13 protein-coding genes and 1 tRNA gene are annotated in these 17,803 nt (G+C 67.6%); 6 read left to right on the top strand and 8 right to left on the bottom strand.

The window, feature by feature from the left end; genetic code table 11:
- Positions 1-11: 11 nt before the first annotated feature.
- Complete coding sequence (locus ACVOLJ_RS06750; protein WP_475277951.1) at positions 12-758, bottom strand: sulfite exporter TauE/SafE family protein; 747 nt, start codon at positions 756-758, stop codon at positions 12-14.
- A 96-nt stretch (positions 759-854) separates the two neighbouring features.
- Between ACVOLJ_RS06750 and ACVOLJ_RS06745 the strand changes: the two genes are divergently transcribed.
- Together ACVOLJ_RS06745 and ACVOLJ_RS06740 are read left to right on the top strand one after the other, a co-directional pair.
- Positions 855-1,754 carry a LysR substrate-binding domain-containing protein gene (locus ACVOLJ_RS06745; RefSeq protein ID WP_481563759.1) on the top strand — a complete coding sequence of 300 codons (900 nt, stop codon included), beginning with the start codon at positions 855-857 and terminating at the stop codon, positions 1,752-1,754.
- 50 nt (positions 1,755-1,804) lie between these two features.
- Positions 1,805-1,891, top strand: a tRNA-Leu gene (locus ACVOLJ_RS06740).
- Positions 1,892-2,028: 137 nt separating this feature from the next.
- Here the strand turns inward: ACVOLJ_RS06740 and emrB are convergent.
- From emrB to emrR, 4 genes are read right to left on the bottom strand one after another with little or no spacing between them, the layout of a single operon-like run.
- Positions 2,029-3,615, bottom strand: coding sequence for a multidrug efflux MFS transporter permease subunit EmrB (emrB, locus tag ACVOLJ_RS06735; RefSeq protein ID WP_475277949.1), 1,587 nt, complete (start codon positions 3,613-3,615; stop codon positions 2,029-2,031).
- A 7-nt stretch (positions 3,616-3,622) separates the two neighbouring features.
- Complete coding sequence (gene emrA, locus ACVOLJ_RS06730; protein ID WP_475277948.1) at positions 3,623-4,801, bottom strand: multidrug efflux MFS transporter periplasmic adaptor subunit EmrA; 1,179 nt, start codon at positions 4,799-4,801, stop codon at positions 3,623-3,625.
- Between the two features lie 11 nt (positions 4,802-4,812).
- Positions 4,813-6,303, bottom strand: coding sequence for a multidrug efflux transporter outer membrane subunit EmrC (gene emrC, locus ACVOLJ_RS06725; protein WP_481563758.1), 1,491 nt, complete (start codon positions 6,301-6,303; stop codon positions 4,813-4,815).
- A complete protein-coding gene (gene emrR / locus ACVOLJ_RS06720; RefSeq protein ID WP_475277946.1) occupies positions 6,300-6,743 on the bottom strand; it encodes a multidrug efflux system transcriptional regulator EmrR in 444 nt (147 codons plus the stop codon). Before emrR ends, emrC begins: the two co-directional genes overlap by 4 nt.
- A 145-nt stretch (positions 6,744-6,888) precedes the next feature.
- On the opposite strand from emrR, the gene ACVOLJ_RS06715 reads away from it, so the two are divergent.
- Together ACVOLJ_RS06715 and parC are read left to right on the top strand one after the other, a co-directional pair.
- Positions 6,889-7,797: an AraC family transcriptional regulator gene (locus tag ACVOLJ_RS06715; protein ID WP_475277945.1), complete on the top strand. Its 909-nt coding sequence runs from the start codon at positions 6,889-6,891 to the stop codon at positions 7,795-7,797.
- A gap of 59 nt (positions 7,798-7,856) precedes the next feature.
- Entirely contained in the window at positions 7,857-10,100 is a 2,244-nt protein-coding gene (gene parC, locus ACVOLJ_RS06710) for a DNA topoisomerase IV subunit A (RefSeq protein ID WP_475277944.1), read from the top strand.
- Positions 10,101-10,398: 298 nt separating this feature from the next.
- On the opposite strand, the gene bfr is transcribed toward parC, so the two are convergent.
- Positions 10,399-10,887, bottom strand: coding sequence for a bacterioferritin (gene bfr / locus ACVOLJ_RS06705; RefSeq protein ID WP_475277943.1), 489 nt, complete (start codon positions 10,885-10,887; stop codon positions 10,399-10,401).
- A 124-nt stretch (positions 10,888-11,011) separates the two neighbouring features.
- On the opposite strand from bfr, the gene ACVOLJ_RS06700 reads away from it, so the two are divergent.
- The gene (locus tag ACVOLJ_RS06700) at positions 11,012-13,342 is read left to right on the top strand and encodes a penicillin acylase family protein (protein ID WP_481563757.1); all 2,331 of its coding nucleotides are present in this window, start codon (positions 11,012-11,014) and stop codon (positions 13,340-13,342) included.
- Between the two features lie 33 nt (positions 13,343-13,375).
- Here ACVOLJ_RS06700 and ACVOLJ_RS06695 read toward each other — a convergent pair whose 3' ends face one another.
- Positions 13,376-14,764, bottom strand: coding sequence for a cation:proton antiporter domain-containing protein (locus tag ACVOLJ_RS06695; protein WP_481563756.1), 1,389 nt, complete (start codon positions 14,762-14,764; stop codon positions 13,376-13,378).
- 81 nt (positions 14,765-14,845) lie between these two features.
- Positions 14,846-16,537, bottom strand: a complete 1,692-nt coding sequence (gene asnB, locus ACVOLJ_RS06690; protein WP_481563755.1) for an asparagine synthase B — start codon at positions 16,535-16,537, stop codon at positions 14,846-14,848.
- Between the two features lie 356 nt (positions 16,538-16,893).
- On the opposite strand from asnB, the gene ACVOLJ_RS06685 reads away from it, so the two are divergent.
- A complete protein-coding gene (locus tag ACVOLJ_RS06685) occupies positions 16,894-17,781 on the top strand; it encodes a tetratricopeptide repeat protein (RefSeq protein WP_481563754.1) in 888 nt (295 codons plus the stop codon).
- The last annotated feature ends 22 nt before the right edge of the window (positions 17,782-17,803 follow it).

Below are 17,803 nucleotides of genomic sequence, written 5' to 3'. Positions count from 1 at the left end.
GCGGCGGCGCCTCAGAACAGCGACCGCAGCACCAGTTCCAGGCCCAGCAACAGCAGGAACCCCAGGAAACAGACGCGGAACACCCGCGCACTGATCCGCTGGCGGATCGCCTGCCCCAACCACATGCCCAGCAGCGCCGGCAGCACCGCCAACGCGCTCAGCCCCAACTGCTGCACGCCAAACGCACCGTTGAGCACCAGCCCGGTGGTCAACGAGATCGTCGATACGGTGAACGCCAGGCCCAGCGCCTGCACAAGCTCCTCGCGCTGAAGCCCCAGCGACTGCAGGTAGGGCACCGCCGGCATCACGAACACGCCGGTCGCACCGGTCACCACGCCGGATACCGCCCCGACCAGCGGTCCCAGCCAGCGCTCGCGCCGCTGCGGCACATGGAACACCGGCGCCACCAGCGCGTACAGCGCATACACCACCAGCGCCACGCCCAGCGCCGCGCGCGATGCATCACGGTCCACCCGCACCAGCAGCGCGGCCGAGCCCAGCGTCACCACCACCACGGCCAGCATCATCGGCCACAGCCGGCGCACCGTGCGGCCCAGTGAGGGGCCGGACAGCAACTGCCACGCATTGGTGATGAAGGTCGGGATGAACAGCATCGAAGCCGCCGCCACCGGCGACAACGCGCCGCCCAGCAGGCCCATCGCCACCGTCGGCAGGCCCATGCCGGTCACGCCCTTGACCACGCCGGCCAGCAGAAACACCACCCCCAGCAATACGTAGAAGTACATCGTCTCGTTCATGCCGCCATTGGAGCCGGCGCCGCAGGGGCGCACAATGCGGTCTTCCCGCCTGAGCCTTCGGACCAGCCGAAGGCAGGCTCGAGCGGAGCACACGACATGCGGATGGACATCGCCGACCTGCGCCTGTTCCTGGCGGTTGCCGACGCCGGCAGCATCACCGCCGGGGCTGCGCTGGCCAATCTCGCCCTGGGTTCGGCCAGCGAGCGCCTGCGCGCGATCGAAGCCGACGCCGGCAGCGCCTTGTTGAACCGGCACCCGCGCGGGGTCAGCCTGACCGAAGCCGGCGCCGCCCTCGCCCACCATGCGCGGTTTATCCTGCAGCAGCAGGCGCAGCTGCGCGGCGAGATGCAGGCCTTCGCCCACGGCGCGCGCGGCACCCTGCACCTGTATGCCAACACCGCCGCGCTCACCAGCTACCTGCCCTCGCGGCTGGCACCGTGGCTGGCGCAGCGACCGCGGCTGCACGTGGAACTGCACGAGCGCACCAGCACCGATGTCGTGCGCGCGCTCGGCGCCGGCCAGGCCGAAGCCGGCATCATCAGCGATGCCGTACCTGCCGACGGACTGCAGCGGCACGTGGTGGCCGAAGACCCGCTGGTGATGCTGTTGCCTGCGGGCCATCGCTTCGCCGCACGGCGCGCGCTCGACTACATCGATGTACTGGGCGAAACCTTCGTTGCGCTGGCCGACGGCAATGCCCTGCAGACCTATGTGGAAGAACTGGCCGGCGAGGCCGGCCGCAGGCTCGACGTGCGTATTCGCATGAAGACCTTCGAAGGACTGTGCACGATGGTGGGCCACGGCATTGGCGTGGGCATCGTGCCTCGCACGATCGCGCGGCAGCATCGACGCAGCACGCACACGGTGGCCGTGCCGCTGGCAGACGCGTGGGCGCAGCGCCGCCTGTGCGCGTGTTTCGCCGACTGGGCGCAGCTGTCACCGGCGATGCGCAGCCTGCTGCAGCACCTGGGCGTGCAAGCGCAGAAAAAAGTATGAAATGTTGTTGACACATCAAAGACCATGCTGCAAAATTCTCCTCCTGAGTCGCCCAGGTGGCGGAATTGGTAGACGCACTAGCTTCAGGTGCTAGCGGGGGCAACTTCGTGGAGGTTCGAGTCCTCTCCTGGGCACCATGACTCAGCAAATGATCAAACCCGCGCAAGCGGGTTTTTTCATGTCCGGCGTTCGGTAGCACCGCCATGTGCGGCGAGCACCCCAAACAGAAACCCCGCCTTCCGGCGGGGTTTTGTTTTTCATCAACAACGATCGATCAATGCCCGCCGGCCGATGCCGCACCGGCACCTGCGCCAAACGGCGGCTTGGCCAGCCACAGGAAGGTGATGATTGCCAGGAACACCCAGCCCAGCAGGAAGAAGATGTCGTTGAAGCCCATCTGCGATGCCTGGTGGTTGATCATGTTGTTGAGCACCGCCGCGCCCTGCTGCACGTTGCCCTGCCCCATCGCCGCCACCTGGTCCTGCATGCCCGGCTGGTAGGCCGAGATGTGTTCGGTCAGGTCGGCATGGTGCACCTGGGTGCGCCGCGCCCACAGCCATGTGGTCAACGACGCAGCGAAGCTGCCGCCCAGGGTACGCAGGAACGTGGCCAGGCCGGAACCGGCCGCGATCTCGCGCCCATCCAGATCCGACAGCAGGATCTGCAGCACCGGCATGAAGAACAGCGCCACGCCAATACCCATGATCAGCTGCACTCCCGCCACGTGGGAGAAGTCCACCTGCAGATTGAAACCCGAGCGCAGGAAGCTGGTGAAGGACAGGAACACGAACGCGAACGAGGCGATCAGGCGCATGTCGAACCGCGACGCGTACTTGCCCACGAACGGCGTCATGATCACCGGCAGGATGCCGATCGGTGCCGTGGCCAGGCCCGCCCAGATCGCGGTGTACCCCATGTCACGCTGCAACCACTGCGGAATCAGCAGTGACACGCTGAAGAACGCGGCATAGGCCACCACCATCGCCAGCGTGCCGGCACGGAAGTTGCGATGCCGGAACAGCCTCAGGTCGACGATCGGATCCTTGTCGGTCAGCTCCCAGATCAGGAACACCGTCAGCGCCACAACCGCCACGCAGGCCAGCACAACGATCTTCATCGACGAGAACCAGTCTTCGTCATTGCCGAGGTCGAGCACCAGCTGCAACGCGCCCACGCCGATCACCAGGGTGACCAGGCCGACGTAGTCCATCTTCGGCTTCTCGATCTGCTCCGGGCGGCCCTTCAACTGGTTGCCCACCACCAGCGCGGCGAACACGCCCAGCGGCACATTGATCAGGAAGATCCATTCCCAGCTGTAGTTGTCGGTGATCCAGCCGCCGAGGATCGGCCCGCAGATCGGCGCCACCACGGTGATCATCGCCAGCAGTGCCAACGCCTGCCCGCGTTTCTCGCGTGGATAGATCGACACCAGCAGCGACTGCGTGATCGGGTACATCGGGCCGGCCACGAAGCCCTGCAGTGCACGCGACAGCACCAGCATGCCCATGCTCTGGGCCAGGCCGCACAGCAGCGAGGTGATGACAAAGGCCAGCGTGGCCCAGATGAACAGCTTGCGCTCACCGAAGCGACGGCTGAGCCAGCCGGTCAGCGGCAGCGCGATCGCGGTGCTGACCGCGAACGAGGTGATGACCCACGTTGCCTGCTGCGAACTGGCGCCGAGATTACCGGCGATGGTCGGCAGCGAGACATTGGCGATGGTGGTGTCGAGCACCTGCATGAACGAGGCCATCGCCAGGCCGACGGTGCACAGGGCCACGCTGGGCGGCAGGAACCCGGTGGCCGCAGCCGGCGCCGCCGGTGCGCCCGGGCCCCCGGGCGCGGCTGGAGCTTGTGCGGACATGGTGACCTCAGCCCGCCTTCGACTGCTGCGGCAGGTTGCCCTGGATGATCGTATGGATCACGTCATCGGCATCATGCAGCTGCTTGGCGTAGACGTCGGTGTCGAACACCGTGCCCTTGGCGGCGGCGGTCGGCAGTACCTCGCCCTTCTGGTCGCGCAGGCTCACTTCGGCCTTCATCGACAGGCCGATGCGCAGCGGGTGCTCGGCCAGCTGCTTGGCATCGATGGCGATGCGCACCGGCACGCGCTGCACGATCTTGATCCAGTTGCCGCTGGCGTTCTGCGCCGGCAGCAGCGAGAACGCCGAACCGGTGCCCAGGCCCAGGCTGTCGATGCGGCCCTTGTACTTCACGTCACCTGCGTACAGGTCCGACTTCAGCTCCACTTCCTGGCCCAGGCGCATGTGCCGCAGCTGGGTTTCCTTGAAGTTGGCTTCCACCCACATCTGTTCGGTCGGCACCACGGCCATCAGAGCGTTGCCCGGCTGCACGCGCTGGCCAACCTGCACCGAACGACGGGCGACATAGCCGGTGACCGGCGCGACGATGCCGGCACGGGCGTTGTTGAGGAACGCCTGGCGCACCTGCGCCGCTGCAGCCTGCACGTCCGGCTGGGTGGCGATCACCGTGTCATCGACCAGCGCGCGGTTGCGCTCGACGGTTTCGCGCGAACCGGCCACGGCCGCTTCGGCTGCCGCCAGCTCATCACGGGCATGGGCCAGCTCTTCGTTGGAAATGGCGCCGGTGTCGGCCAGGCCCTTGCGGCGTGCGAAGTCATCACGCACGCGCTTCAGGGTCACCTGGCGGGCGTTCAGGTCCGCCTGCGCGCCTTCCACGCTGCGGTACAGGCCACGGGTCTGGCGCACGGTCTTGGCCAGGTTGGCTTCGGCCTGCTGCAGCGCCACCGAGGTATCGGCAGGGTCCAGCTGTACCAGCAGCTGGCCGCGCTCCACGCGCATGCCGTCATCGGCGTTGATGGCCACCACGGTACCGGCCACCAGCGGGGTGATCTGCACCTGGTTGCCCTGCACGTAGGCATCGTCGGTTTCTTCGAACCAACGGCCGAACATGAAGTACCACAGTGCCAGTGCCGCCAGCAGCAGCACGACGATCACGAACAGGCCGCGCAGCAGCTTGCCGCGACGGTTGGGGGCGGCCGGGGCCGCAGTGTTTGGAGTCTGGCTCATGGCGGGCGTCTTCAGGAATGCGAGGAAACGGAATGGGAGGCGAGCGGTGCAGCGTCAGCAGCGGCGGGCTGGAATCCCCCGCCCAGCGCCTTGCTCAGGCGCACCGAGGTCTGCACCTGCTGTGACTGCAGGCCGGCCAGCTGCTGCTGCGACTGCAGCAGGGTCGACTGCGCGCTGAGCACGTCCAGGTAGCTGCCGATGCCGGCGCGATAGCGCTGCTCGGCGATGTCGAAGGCAGCACGCGCGGTGTCCACGGCCTGCTGCTGCGACTGCGCCTGCTGTGCCAGCGATCGCACCGCGTTGACCTGGTCGGCCACGTCACGCAGGGCATCGAGCACGGCCTGGTTGTAGTTGGCCACGGCCAGGTCGTACTGCGCATCGGTATTGGCCAGGTTGGCGCGCAGCTTGCCGCCTTCGAAGATCGGCAGGCTCAGTGCGGGGCCGATGTAGGCGAAGGTGGAACTGCTCTGCAGCAGGTCGCCGACGTTCGGCGCGACCACGCCGGCCAGCGCGGTCAGGTTGAGGCTGGGATAGAACTTGGTCCGGGCGACCTTGATCTGCTTGTCGGCCGCTTCCACGCGCCAGCGCGCGGCGACGATGTCGGGGCGACGGCCGAGCAGCTCGCTGGGAACCACGCCGGGCAGCTGCAGGGCCATCGGGTTCAACGGTCGCGGGCGTTCGATCGACAGCCCGCGGTCCGGGCCCTTGCCGACCAGCGCGGCCAGTGCGGTACGGCCCGCGTCGATGCGCTGCTGCGCGGCCAGCAGCTGCTGCTGCGCGGCGGGCACGCGGGCCTCGGCCTGGCGCACCTGCAGCTCGCTGTCGATGCCGGCGGCACGGCGCTGGCGGGTCAGTGCCAGCGATTTCTGCGAACGTGCCAGCTCTTCCTCGGCCACATCGTTGAGCTGCCAGGCGTAGGCCAGCTCGGTATAGGCCTGGGCAATGCCGGTGGACAGGTTCAGGCGTGCAGCCTGGGCCTCGACCGTGGCCGCATGGGCACCGTCCACGGCAGCTTCCCAGGCGGCGCGCTTGCCGCCCCACAGGTCAACGCCGTAGCTGAAATCGAAGGCGACCTGGCTGCTGCCGGCGTAATGCCCGCCTTCTTCACCCAGCATCGATTCGGGCAGGCGCAGGCCGGTGTAGCCACCGGACACCGACAGGCTGGGCAGGCGATCGGCACGCGCGGTGCCGACCTGCGACTGCGCCTGGCGCAGGCGTGCATCGGCGGCATCCAGGCTCGGATGGCCGGCCAGGCCCTCGGTGATCAGTGCGTCCAGTTGCGGATCGCCCAGCGCCTTCCACCAGTCCTGGGCCGGGAAACCGGTCGCGCTCAGATCGCTGTCGGCCAGGGTGCGTTCGCTGTGCAGGCTGTCCACGTCAAGCACGTGGCCCTGCGGGGTGAGGCCGCGACTGCTGGCGCAGGCGGCCAGGGCCAGGGCCAGCGCCGACAACAGCAGCGCGCGCCCGGACCGGCGGAAAGTGGAATGCGGGATCGGGTTCATGGGGTCGTCAGGGAATCGCGGATTCGGGTGAGGAGGGACAGCAGCTGCGTGCGTTCGTCGGCGGCCAGATCACGCAGCGCGTAATCCATCACCGCGTCGCCGCGCAGCTTCAACCGTGCCCACAGGGCGCGGCCTTCATCGGTCAGCACGATCTGCAGCGCACGCCGGTCCTGGGCATGCGCTTCACGGCGCACGCAACCGAGCGCCTCCAGCTTGTCCAGCAGGCGGGTCACCGCGCTGGGTACCTGGTCGATGGCCTGGGCCAGTTCGTTGGCGGTACACGGGGCCATGTTCGAAAGCACCTTCAGCCCGATGTAGTGGGTGAAGCCGATGCCAAGGTCTTCCTCGGCCATGGATGCATCGAGCTGGCGGACCAGGCCGTCGCGCACCTGGCGCAGCAGCAGGCCGAAGCTGGGGGGAGTGGTTGCAGGACAGATCATGGGGGAGCATTCTCTTCCAAAAAAAATATTTCTCAATGGAAATATTCGATCTGGCATCAAATGCTGTGTTGCAGCAGCGGGCTGGATCAGTGAAGGCGCCCACCTTAATGGCGCTCCGTTCTGGCCCGGTAGTACAATCCAGCCAATGAATGTCACATTCAAGCCACCCCCGCCCCGCATGAACGCCGCTGAACCCGGTCCTGCAACCCTGCTCCGTGAAGAGGCGCTGGACTGGTTCGAGCGCAATGACGGTCCGCCGGTCATCGCCTTCCGCTTCGACAGCCCGCAGGGCCTGGCCCGTGAAGTGGACTGGCACCACCATGTGCGTGCGCAGCTGATCTGCGTTGAACGCGGCCTGCTGACCACCCGTACCTCGCACGGCACCTGGTCGCTGGCACCGGGTTCGGCCGGATGGATGCCGCCGGCCGAGCCGCATACGGTCCACATCGACGGCCCGCTGCGTGGCTGGGGCATGGTGCTGGCAGCGCCACTGTGCAGTGAACTGCCCGCCGACCCGTGCGTGCTGGGCATCTCGCGGCTGGCGCAGGCGCTGGCCGAACGCATCTGCGACTGGCCGCAGGACTACCAGAGCACGCCGGAGCGCGAGCACATCATCCAGGTACTGCTGGACGAGATCCGCGCGGCACCACGGCAGCGCATGCACCTGCCGATGCCACGCGACCGCCGCCTGCTGAAGATCGCTTCGCAACTGCTGGCCGACCCCGCCGACGAGCGGGGCCTGGCGCAGTGGGCGCATTGGGCCGGGCTGTCCCCGCGCAGCCTGACCCGGCACTTCCGCGACGAGACCACGCTGAGCTTCGCGCAGTGGCGCCAGCAGGCACGCCTGGCCGAGGCGCTGCGCCAGCTCAGCGAGGGCCATAGCGTGGCCGATATCGCCCATGCGCTGGGCTTCAGCAGCGCCAGCGCCTTCGTCACCGTGTTCCGCCGCCACTTCGGATTGCCACCCGGCCGCTACCTGGCGCGGGCCGGGCATGGCCTGGAGCCGGGGCTGGATCCGGCGCGCGGCTTGGCATCCCCCGCCGCATCCGGATAATCACACCATTGAGAGCGGCGACCGCCGTCACCGCCTCCCGACATAGGTAACAACGCCGCATGACCGATCTTGCCCGCCCCGTGTTCCACGGTTTCGAACAACTGCCGCTGCGCGAGTACGCCGAACGCGCCTACCTCGACTACTCGATGTACGTGGTCCTGGATCGCGCCCTGCCGTTCCTTGGCGACGGCCTGAAGCCGGTGCAGCGCCGCATCATCTATTCGATGAGCGAGCTGGGGCTGAATGCCGCGTCCAAGCCGAAGAAGTCCGCCCGTACCGTCGGTGACGTCATCGGCAAGTACCACCCGCATGGCGACAGCGCGTGCTACGAGGCGCTGGTGCTGATGGCCCAGCCCTTCTCCTACCGCTACCCGCTGATCGAAGGCCAGGGCAACTTCGGCTCCAGCGACGACCCGAAGTCGTTCGCGGCCATGCGCTACACCGAATCCAAGCTGACCCCGATCGCCGAAGTGCTGCTGGGCGAGCTGGGCCAGGGCACCACCGACTGGGCACCGAACTTCGACGGTACCCTGCAGGAACCGACCTGGATGCCGGCGCGGCTGCCGCATCTGCTGTTGAACGGCACCACCGGCATCGCCGTGGGCATGGCCACCGACGTGCCGCCGCACAACCTCAACGAGATCGTCAGCGCGCTGCTGCACCTGCTGGATGATCCCGATGCCACCGTGCGCGACCTGTGCGAGCACGTGAAGGGCCCGGACTATCCGTCCAACGCCGAGATCATCACCCCGGCCAACGACCTGCGGAACATGTACGAGACCGGCAACGGCAGCGTGCGTGCACGTGCGACCTTCACCAAGGAAGCGCACAACGTGGTGGTCACCGCACTGCCGTTCCAGGTGTCGCCGTCGAAGGTGATCGAGCAGATCGCCGCGCAGATGCGCGCCAAGAAGCTGCCGTGGCTGGAAGACATCCGCGATGAATCCGACCACGCCAATCCGGTGCGCGTGGTGCTGGTGCCGCGCTCGAACCGCGTCGACGCCGAGCAGCTGATGGGCCACCTGTTCGCGACCACGGACATGGAGCGCAGCTACCGCGTCAACCTCAACGTGATCGGGCTGGACGGCCGTCCGCAGGTGAAGAACCTGAAGATGCTGCTCAGCGAATGGCTGGTGTTCCGCAGCAACACCGTCACCCGCCGCCTGCAGCACCGCCTGCAGAAGGTCGAGCGCCGCCTGCACCTGTTGGAAGGCCTGCTGGTGGCGTTCCTCAATCTGGACGAGGTGATCCACATCATCCGTACCGAGGACGAACCGAAGGCGGCGCTGATCGCGCGCTTCGGGCTGTCCGACGACCAGGCCGAGTACATCCTGGAAACCAAGCTGAAGCAGCTGGCCCGCCTGGAAGAAATGAAGATCCGCGGCGAGCAGGACGAGCTGGCCAAGGAGCGCGACAAGATCATCGGCATCCTCGACAGCAAGGCCAAGCTGAAGAAGCTGATCCGCGATGAGCTGCAGGCCGATGCAAAGAAGTTCGGTGATGCGCGTCGTTCGCCGCTGGTGCAGCGCCAGGCGGCGCAGGCCATCGACGAGACCGAGCTGGTACCGAGCGAGCCGATGACGGTGGTGATGTCCGAAAAGGGCTGGATCCGTGCCGCCAAGGGCCACGATATCGACGCCTCGACCCTGTCCTATCGCGATGGCGACGCGCTGCAGGGTGCGGTGCGCGCACGCAGCACCCAGCAGGTAGCGTTCCTGGACAGCGAAGGCCGCGCGTATTCCACGCCGGTGCACACCCTGCCCTCGGCACGCGGCAACGGTGAACCGCTGACCGGACGCTTCTCTCCGGCCGCCGGCACCAGCTTCGTGACCCTGGCCAGCGCCGAACCGGACACCCGCTTCGTGCTGGCGTCCACCCACGGCTATGGTTTCGTCACCCGCTTCGAGAACCTGATCGGCCGCAACAAGGCCGGCAAGGCGATGTTGAACCTGTCAGCCGGCTCCACGGTGCTGACCCCGTCGGTAGTGGCCAACGTCGCCACCGACCGCATCGTGGCGGTGACCAGTTCGGGCAACCTGCTGGCGATCGCCGCCAACGACCTGCCGGAACTGGACAAGGGCAAGGGCAACAAGATCATCGAGATCCCCAAGGCCAAGCTCGCCACCGAACGCGTGGTCGCGATCGTGGCGATCAGCCCGGGGCAGACCCTGCAGGTCCGCAGCGGCCAGCGCACGATGGGGCTGAAGTTCAACGAACTCGAGGCATACCTTGGCGCGCGTGCCACCCGCGGCCACCTGCTGCCGCGTGGCTGGCAGAAGGTGGAAGGCTTGTCAGTGGAATAACGCGACGCTGCGGGTAGGTGTCAACCTTGGTTGACACACCGCCGCGGAACCCAGACACGAAAAAGCCGGGGCATTCCCCGGCTTTTTCGTTGTCGGCTGGCGGGCGGTGGAGCAGCTGGCTGGCGAAGGCTGGCTGGCGGTGCTCCGGTGCTGGCGGGCGACAGAACGTTGTGCTTCTGGTCGGCTGCTTTTTGCTTGTGGTAGAGCCGACTGTTAGTCGGCTGCTTTTGGTGGGGCAGCGGACTGACAGTCCGCTCTACCCGGCAGCCGCCGGGCGTGGCCCGGCGCTACCACGTGGTCAGTGCGCCGGGGCGCCGCTGCCGTCGATCTTGCTCAGCTGGTACAGCTCCAGGCCGATACGCTTGATCAGGCCCAGCTGCTGTTCCAGCCACCAGGCATGGTCTTCCTCGGTGTCCTTCAGCTGCGCCAGCAGCATGTCGCGGCTCACGTAGTCGCCGTTCTCTTCGCACAGCTTCATGCCGGCGGCGAGGTTGTTGCGCACCGCATACTCGGTGTCCAGGTCCTTGCGCAGCATCTCCTCCACGGTCTTGCCCGGCTCGGTCGCGTGCGGACGCATGTCCGGGTCGCCGCCCAGGAACAGGATCCGGCGCAGCAGCGCATCGGCGTGCTGGGTCTCCTCCTCCATCTCGTGGTTCAGGCGTTCATACAGCGCGAACAGGCCCTGGTCCTCGTAGCGGCGGGAATGGATGAAGTACTGGTCGCGGGCGGCGAGTTCGCCGCGCAGCAGTTCCTTCAGGCAGGCGATGACGTCCGGGTTGCCTTTCATGGGGGAGCTCCTGTGAATCGATGGGGCATAGGGTGCCGCATTTCAGAATGCGGTGATCTAATCGGAATCAGTCGCAGTTGCACCTGCGGCTACAATCGGCCCACCCGTTCGGAAAGGACCTGCAATGCGACGTACGTGGCGGTGGTTGCTGGGCGCGCTGGTTGCCATCGTGCTGCTTGCGGTGCTGGTCCCGTGGTTGCTGCTGCGTGGCAGCCTGGCCGATCTGGACGGTGAACAGGCGCTGCCCGGGCTGGCTGCGAAGGTCACCCTGGAACGTGATGCGCTGGGCGTGGTCACCATCACCGCCGGCAGCAAGGCCGATGCGTTGCGGGCGCTCGGGCGCGTGCATGCGCAGGAGCGCTATTTCGAAATGGACCTGATGCGCCGCAGTGCCGCCGGCGAGCTGTCGGCACTGTTCGGCCCCAAGGCGATCGAAGCCGACAAGCGCATGCGCGTGCACCGCCTGCGCGCGCGTACGGACGCGCACCTGCAGGACGCACTGGGCAACGACCCTGCCGCCGTGCGCGCCTACGTGGAAGGTGTGAACCAGGGGCTGGGCGCGCTGCCGGTGCGTCCCTGGGCCTACCTGCTGCTGCGCCAGGCGCCGCAGCCGTGGCAGGCCAGCGACAGTGTGCTTGCCGGGCTGGCGATGTACGCCGACCTGCAGGACCCCGGCAATCAGTCCGAACTTGCGCTGGACCGCATCCGCGCGGTGGTGCCGCCGGCGTTGTACGCGTTGCTGGCGCACGACGGCAGCCAATGGGATGCCCCCCTGCTTGGCGAGCCACGCGGCAACGCCACCCTGCCCGACGCCAGCCAGCTGCAGCTGCGTGCGCTCAACGCCACACCGGCTACCGCCCCGCAGGAGGTCGACGCGGTCGGCAGCAACAATTTCGCCGTCGCCGGTGCGCTCACCGCCGATGGCCGCGCCATCGTCGCCGACGACATGCACCTTGGGCTGCGCGCGCCCAGCCTGTGGTTCCGCGTGCGCCTGCGTTACCCCGATGCGCAGGCGGCCGGCGGCCAGGTCGATATCAGCGGATTCTCGCTACCCGGCGTACCGGCGGTCATCGTCGGCAGCAACGGGCACGTCGCATGGGGCTTCACCAACAGCTACATCGACACGGCCGATTTCCGCACTGAACCGGCCACGGCCGCAGTGACGGTGCATCAGGAGCGCATCGCCGTCGCCGGCCAGGACGATGTGGTGTTCCCGGTGCGCGAAACCGCGTGGGGCCCGATCCTGCATACCCGTGCCGATGGCAGTGGCGACGCGCTGCGCTGGGTCGCACAGCTGCCGGGTGCGGTGCGCATGGATTTCGCCGACATGGCGCGTGCTGCCGATCTGGACCAGGCACTGCAGATTGCAGACCATGCCGGAATCCCCGCGCAGAACCTGGTCATCGGGGATCGCAGCGGGCGTATCGCCTGGCGCCTGATCGGTGCCAGGCCGGACCGTGGCCCCGGCTGCGTGCCGCTGGGATTCAACCACAGCCATGCCGATCAGGGGTGCGCACCCTGGCCGATCCGCAGTGACGCCGCGCCCACGCTGGTCGATCCGCCAGAGCACCGGTTGTGGACGGCCAACAGCCGCGTGGTGGACGACGCGCAGCTGGCTGCGCTGGGCAATGGCGGCTACGACCTGGGCGCGCGCGGGCAGCAGATCCGTGACCTGCTGCGTGTGCAGCAGCGCTTCGATGAGCATGATCTGCTGGCCATCCAGCTCGATGACCGCGCGGTGTTCCTGCAGCGCTGGTGGGTACTGCTGCAGGAGGTGACCGAACGCAGTGACGACCCCGCACTGCAGCGTCTGCATGCAGCCAGCGCGCATTGGGATGGGCGGGCATCGACCAGTTCGGTCAGCTACCGGATCGTGCGCGCGTTCCGCACGCAGGTGCTGGATGTCCTTGCCAGCGCTTTGCTGGCACCGGCCCGTGCATCGCTGGGCAATGACTATGTGGAGCCGCGGCTGGCGCAGCTGGAAGGTGTTGCCTGGCCTTTGCTGGAACAACGCCCGGCCAACCTGCTGCCGCCGGCTTACCCGAGCTGGGATGCATTGCTGGCCGATGCCGCGCGCCATACCGAAGCGGAGCTGTCGGCGCAGGGGCCGTTGGCGCACCGCACCTGGGGCGAGCGCAACACCGCCGCGATCTGCCACCCGGTGGCACGCGCCCTGCCCGCCTTCGCCGGGCGCTGGCTGTGCATGCCGGCCGAGCCGCTGCCCGGCGACCGCGACATGCCACGGGTGCAGACGCCGAACTTCGGCGCCTCGCAGCGCATGGTGGTCTCGCCCGGCCATGAGGCCGACGGCATCGTGCACATGCCCGGCGGCCAGAGCGGGCATCCGCTGTCGCCCTATTGGGGAGCAGGCCACGAAGACTGGGTACACGGGCGCCCTACGCCGTTCCTGCCGGGCAAGGCACAGCATGCGATGACGCTGGTCCCCGCCCGGTAACGCCGGGCCATGCCCGGCGGGGGGGCCACCTCGTCAGCCCCTGCGCCGCTCGATCAGGTTCAACAGCGGACCGGTCATCGCCGTGGTCACCAGCGCCATGATCACCAGCACCGCGAACAGGCGGTCGCCGAGCAGGCCCAGTTCGTAGCCCAGGTTGAGCACGATCAGTTCCATCAGGCCACGGGTATTCATCAGCACGCCCAGTCGCAACGCTTCGCGATGCGCCATGCCGGTGCTGCGCGCCGCACTGAAGGTGCCCAGCAGCTTGCCGACGGTCGCCACTGCGATCACCGCCACGCACAGCAGGATGTCGCTGGTCTGCAGCGCATCGGCACGCATGCGCAGGCCGGTCATGGCGAAGAACAACGGCAGCAGCAGGGTCACGGCGAAGGGTTCGACCTTGGCCACCAGCAGGTCGCGCAGCTGCTCGTTGGACGACACCGCAACACCCGCAGCAAACGCACCGAACAACGCGTGGATGCCCAGCACCTCGGTCACCAGCGCACTGGCCAGCGACAGCAGCAGTACGCCCAGCAGCCAGCGGCCTTCGCGCCCGGGCGCAATCTGTTGACGCGCGAACCAGGGCTTCACCGCACCCAGCATCAACCCGATGAACAGCACCACGCAGACCAGGTTGATGCTGGCCGACAGCCAGCCGGTGGCCTGCGCAGCCGCCACGATCAGCGCCAGCAGGCACCATGCCGTTGCATCACCCAGCGCGGCGCAGGCGATGGCCGTCTGCCCCAGCGGGGTCTGGGTGATGCCGCGGTCCGCGAGGATGCGCAGCAACACCGGGAAGGCGGTGATACTCATGGAAATGCCGACGAACAGCGCAAAGGCGGTGAAGCCGACGCCCTGCGGCCCGTGTTCGGGGAACAGCCAGATCGCCAGTGCCACGCCCATCACGAAGGGCACGGCGATACCGGCATGGCTGACGGTGAACGCAAACCTGCGGCGACCGCGCAACGCGGCAAGATCGAGCTCGGCGCCGGCCACCAGCAGGAACATCAGCACACCCAGCTGGCTGAGCATGCCCAGCGGTCCGAGCGAATTGGCCGGGAACAGTGCCCCGTGCAGCTGTGGCAGCAGGCTGCCAAGCAGCAGTGGGCCCATCATCAGGCCCGCCGCCATTTCGCCGATCACCGCCGGCTGGCCGAAGCGCTTGAGCAGTGCCCCCGCGCCCTTGGCAACCAGCAGCAGGACCAGCAGCTGCAGCAGGAACAAGCCCAGCGGCGAGGCCAGATGATGCGACCAGTCGCTGCCTGCAACAGCGTGCGCTTTGGCCGCTGCTGCCGGCACGCCCGGCCCGGCGTAGCGCGCCAGCGCCAGGCCGGCCAGCAACGGAATCCCGGCCCAGGCCAGGTAGCGCCAGCCCCATTTCATCGGTGGCCTGCTGCCTCCGGTCTGTACGTCCATGAACATTCCCCAATGTGCAGGCGCTGATGATACGGCCCCCGCCGCCCCTGTGCCGCAGGGCTCACCGGGCACGGCCCGGCGGAACCATCAGGCCAGGGCCTGCTCGTGCACCCCGGCGATGGCGCGGCCGGAAGGATCGGCGGCAGCGGCAAAGCTGGCATCCCAGGCGATCGCCGCCGGCGAGGAACAGGCGATCGACTTGCCACCGGGCACGGTTTCGGCCGCGGCATGGCTGGGGAAGAACTGCTCGAACAGGTGACGGTAGTAGTACGCCTCCTTGGTCTGCGGCGGGTTGTGCGGGAAGCGCTTGTCGGCCGCGGCCAGCACCCGGTCACTCACCTGCGCCTCGGCGTGCGCCTTCAGGCCGTCGATCCAGCCGTAGCCAACGCCATCGCTGAACTGCTCCTTCTGGCGCCACAGGATGCTGTCGGGCAGATAGCCTTCGAACGCTTCACGCAGCACCGCCTTCTCGATGCGGCGGCCACCGAAGCCTGCACCGACCATCTTGTGCGCGGCATCGAAACGCATCGCCACATCGAGGAACTCACGATCCAGGAACGGCACGCGCGGTTCCACGCCCCACGCCATCATCGACTTGTTGGCGCGCAGGCAATCGTAGTTGTGCAGGGCATCGAGCTTGCGCACCAGCTCCTGGTGGAACTCGCGTGCATCCGGTGCCTTGTGGAAGTACAGGTAGCCGCCGAAGATCTCGTCGCTGCCCTCGCCGGACAGCACCATCTTCACCCCCATCGCCTTGATCCGGCGCGCCAGCAGGAACATCGGCGTGGACGCGCGGATGGTGGTGACATCATAGGTTTCGACGTGGCGGATCACCTCCGGCAGCGCATCCAGGCCTTCTTCGAAGGTGTACTCGAAACCGTGATGGACCGTACCCAGCGCTTCCGCGGCGATGGCGGCGGCGGCCAGATCGGGAGAACCCTTCAGGCCGATCGCAAACGAGTGCAGGCGCGGCCACCAGGCTTCACTCTGGCCGCCGTCTTCGATGCGGCGACGCGCGTAACGTGCGGCCACTGCCGCCACCAGCGACGAATCCAGTCCCCCCGACAACAGCACGCCATACGGCACGTCACTCATCAACTGGCGTTCGACCGCGTGTTCAAAGGCCTGGCGCAGCTCGGCCAGGTCGGCCTGGCGGCCCTCCACATCGGCATACTCGCGCCAGGGCTGCTGGTAGTAGCGGACCAGTTCGCCGCTGGCGCTGTCGTAATAGTGGCCCGGCGGGAACTGCGCGACATCGGCGCAGGTGTCGACCAGTGCCTTCATTTCCGAGGCCACGCGCAGGCGCCCCTGCGCATCATGGCCCCAGTACAGCGGCACCACGCCAACCGGATCGCGCGCCACCAGCACACGACCGGCCTGGCGATCCCACAGTGCAAAGGCAAAGATGCCGTTGAGCTGTTCAAGCCACTGTGCCGGCGATCCGCCCTGGCGATACAGCGCGTTGATCACCTCGCAGTCCGAACCGGTCTGAAAGTCGTAGGGCTGGGCCAGTGCGCCCTTCAACGGCTGGTGGTTGTAGATCTCGCCGTTGACGGCCAGCGCCAGTTGGCCGTCGGCCGACAGCAGCGGCTGCGAGCCACCGGCCGGATCGACGATGGCCAGACGCTCATGCACCAGCAGCGCGCCGTCGTCGAGGTACACGCCGCTCCAGTCCGGGCCGCGATGGCGCTGGCGCTGCGACAGCTCCAGCGCATGGCGGCGCAGGCCGGGAAGGTCATCACCGGCCTGCAGGCCGAAAATACCGAAGATCGAACACATGGGTGGAGCTCCTGTTGTGGGGAAGTACACGGGGGGAAGGTGTTCGACCGGCCAACCAGGCCCGGGTGGGCTGCGCCCGGGCACAAAAAAACCCGCATCGGCCGATGCGGGTTTTCTGGTGTCCGGGCGTATGTTGCTGTCTATCTACCCAGGGCGCAGTCCCGCATCGGCCGCGCACGATTATTCGTACGCAGATTATTGCGGTTGGAATTATTGACGGCGGTGGCGAGGCGGAGCGACATGGATCCGACCGTAACCGGGTTTCCGGCGCCGCGCAACCGTTGCATCGGCAACCACGTGCGTGGACAGTCAGGCAGGCCGGCGCATACTGCGCGGCCCTGCCTGGTGGTACTGGAATGCAACATCGCAATGGATGCCTGCGGGTGCTGCCCGCCCTGCTCTGCCTCAGCCTGGCGCTGAGCGCCTGCCGCAGCGTTCCCGCATCGTCGTCGCGCCTGCCGCTGCAACAACAGCAGGCACTGGAGCAACGCGGCAACGATGGCAGCTTCGAGGGCGCCTGGAACACCGCCGACAGCTTCGAGCGCTTCAACGACCGTCGCGCCGTTGCCTTCTATGAACGCGCCGCCGCGACCACACCCTGGACCTTCCACAACACCAAGGCCGAGGCAGCACTGGGACGCATCTGGAGCAGCGGCGCGCTGAACCATGCCGACAGCCCCTACATCGACCCGGCGCCTGTTCTGCGGGCGTCGTGGCGGCGTGGCGAGCGCTGGTATCTGGCCGCCGCCAACCATGGCAATCCGTACGCCTTCTTCGACCTGGCCAAGGCCTACCGACAACGCGGTGACGCGCAGTACGCCCTGCGCTGGGACCTGCGCGCGATGGTCTACCAACGCTATGCGTCATCGTCATCGGGGTTGCCCGCCGCCGTGGCGGCCAAGGATGACCGCGTGCATCCGCTGGTCGCCCGCATCGAGCGTCGTGCGGCCGCAGGCGATGCCGAAGCACAGGTGGATCTGGGCGCGCTGCTGGAAAAGGGCGTCGGCCTGCCACGCGATCCGCTACGCGCGTTGCAGCTTTACCAGCGCGCGGGCGAACAAGGGAACGTATTCGGCCAGTACTTTGCCGGCCTGCTGCTGGGCCGAGGTGCGCCGGGGCTGGAAAAGAACCCGGAGGCGGCGGCCGCCTGGTTTGCCAGGGCCGAGGCGCAGCAGTTCTACATGGCGGCGCCGAGCTACTGGCGCGAAGCGATCAAGCCGCCGTTCTTCAGTTTTTCGGAATAGTGCCGCCGGGCCATGCCCGGCG

The organism is Stenotrophomonas sp. STEN046, assembly GCF_056759755.1.
Note: the sequence above shows the minus strand (reverse complement) of the source record. Positions and strands in the feature narration are given on the sequence as shown.